General features: G+C 72.1%; 2 protein-coding genes and 1 pseudogene. 2 read left to right on the top strand and 1 reads right to left on the bottom strand.

Annotated elements, in window-relative coordinates; translation table 11 throughout:
- Positions 1-206 (bottom strand): annotated as a pseudogene (locus ACK5M9_RS11690) (hypothetical protein); the annotation flags it as partial.
- 55 nt (positions 207-261) lie between these two features.
- On the opposite strand from ACK5M9_RS11690, the gene ACK5M9_RS11695 reads away from it, so the two are divergent.
- On the top strand, positions 262-1,110 hold the full coding sequence (locus ACK5M9_RS11695; protein ID WP_416893336.1) for a DNA-formamidopyrimidine glycosylase family protein: 849 nt from the start codon (positions 262-264) through the stop codon (positions 1,108-1,110).
- On the top strand, positions 1,107-1,671 hold a 565-nt coding region (locus ACK5M9_RS11700; protein WP_416893337.1), incomplete at its 3' end, for a trypsin-like serine protease. The genes ACK5M9_RS11695 and ACK5M9_RS11700, both read left to right, overlap by 4 nt.

Genomic DNA, 1,671 nt, shown 5'->3' on the forward strand with positions numbered 1-1,671 from the left:
CCGTCCGGGTACCCGATGGCCGCGCACGCCTTGATGTCGGTGCCGCGCAGGCGGTCGGCGATGTCCCCCACGAACCGGGGGTTCGAACAGAGCGCGGCGAAGTGGAATTCGGTCGCGCGATCACAGGCCGCCTCGACGTCCTCGGCCGCGGTGCCGGGATGAAGGACGGTCAGGTCGAGGGTCTTCGAGAGGTCTTCGGCTCGCATCGCACCCGCTGTCGTGGCATTCGTTCCAGTATACCCGCGGCCCTCCGGCCGGCCCGTGCCTGAACTGCCCGAACTGCAGGCGGTTGCCGAGGGACTCACCGCGGCGATCGCGGGGGTTGAGATCACCGGCGTGTCCATCGACTCACCCGCGGTGCTGCAGCACGCCGGAACCGACCCGGCGGCCCTGGTGGGCCGGTCCATCCGGGCGGTGGAGCGCCGCGGCAAGCACCTGCTGGTGCACGCCGACGACCTGACGATGGTGGTCCATCTGATGTCCGCCGGCCGTATCGGGCTGGCCGCGCCGACGGGCACGCGCGCGCCGCGCTGGGTGTCGCTGCGCCTGGCGCTCGCCGGCGGCGACGAGCTGCGGCTGCGCGAACGCAGCACCCGGCACCGGGCACGGATCGCGGTGATGCCCACCGACCGGGTCGCCGGGCACCCCCCGATCGCCAGGCTGGGCCCCGATCCGCTGGGACTGTCCCCGGACCGCTGGCGGCAACAGCTCGGCGCGCCCCCGGGCGTGCTGCACACCGCGCTCCGGCAGGGGCCGCGCATCGCCGGCATCGGCAGGTGTTACGCCTCGGAGATCATGTGGGCCGCCCGACTGCCCCCGCTGATGCGCACCGCGGCGCTGGACGATGCCATGGCTCAACGATTGGCCGCGGCTGCCGATCTGGTGCTTCAGGGCGCGCTCACACGGGCCCGGGAGCACATCACCACCGACCTTCCCGACAGGGAGCGGCGGGTGACCGTGGTTCACGGCCATTTCGGCGAACCCTGTGTACGTTGCGGTTCCGAACTCGCGCGCATCGGGTTCAACGACTACGAGCTGGTGTATTGCCCGAACTGTCAGACCAACGGACGTCGCTACGCCGACCGGCGTATGAGCAGACTGTTGCGGTGAGCCGCCACCTCGCCCGCATCATCCTCTCCCTCGGCGCACTGCTGGCGTGGGTCCCGTCGGCCCAGGCCACCTACGGGGGCGCGGTCGTCAACCGCAGCATGGCCGGCACGCTGGCGTACTACACCGTCGCCGAGTCGAACCAGATCTCGGAGTGCAGCGGCGGCATGATCGCCCGGAACAAGATCATCACCGCCGCGCACTGCGTCCGTTCGGAGCGCCGGTACGGTCGGGTGCAGGTCGTCGGCCGTCGCGCCCGCATCGGGAACCCGGGCCGGGCCGCCCGGGCCGCCCGCATCGTGCGGGTGGCGGTGCACCCGCGCTACAACCGTCTGAACCCCCAGGCCGGCTACGACATGGCGGTCCTCACCCTCAGCCGTCCGGTGGGGTCGCCCATCGAGCTCGCCACCCCCGGGGACGAGGCGGGCATCGTCGAGTCCGGTGAGATGGCCACGTTCGCCGGGTTCGGTGTCACGCCGACGAGCAGGGGCTGGAACGCCCGGCCGGCGCGGTCGGTCAGCCTGGAGGTGCTGGAGCCGTACAACTGCGTCGTGCCCTCGCAGG

This window comes from Mycobacterium sp. (assembly GCF_047975165.1).
In the GTDB taxonomy this organism is placed as follows: Bacteria; Actinomycetota; Actinomycetes; order Mycobacteriales; family Mycobacteriaceae; genus Mycobacterium.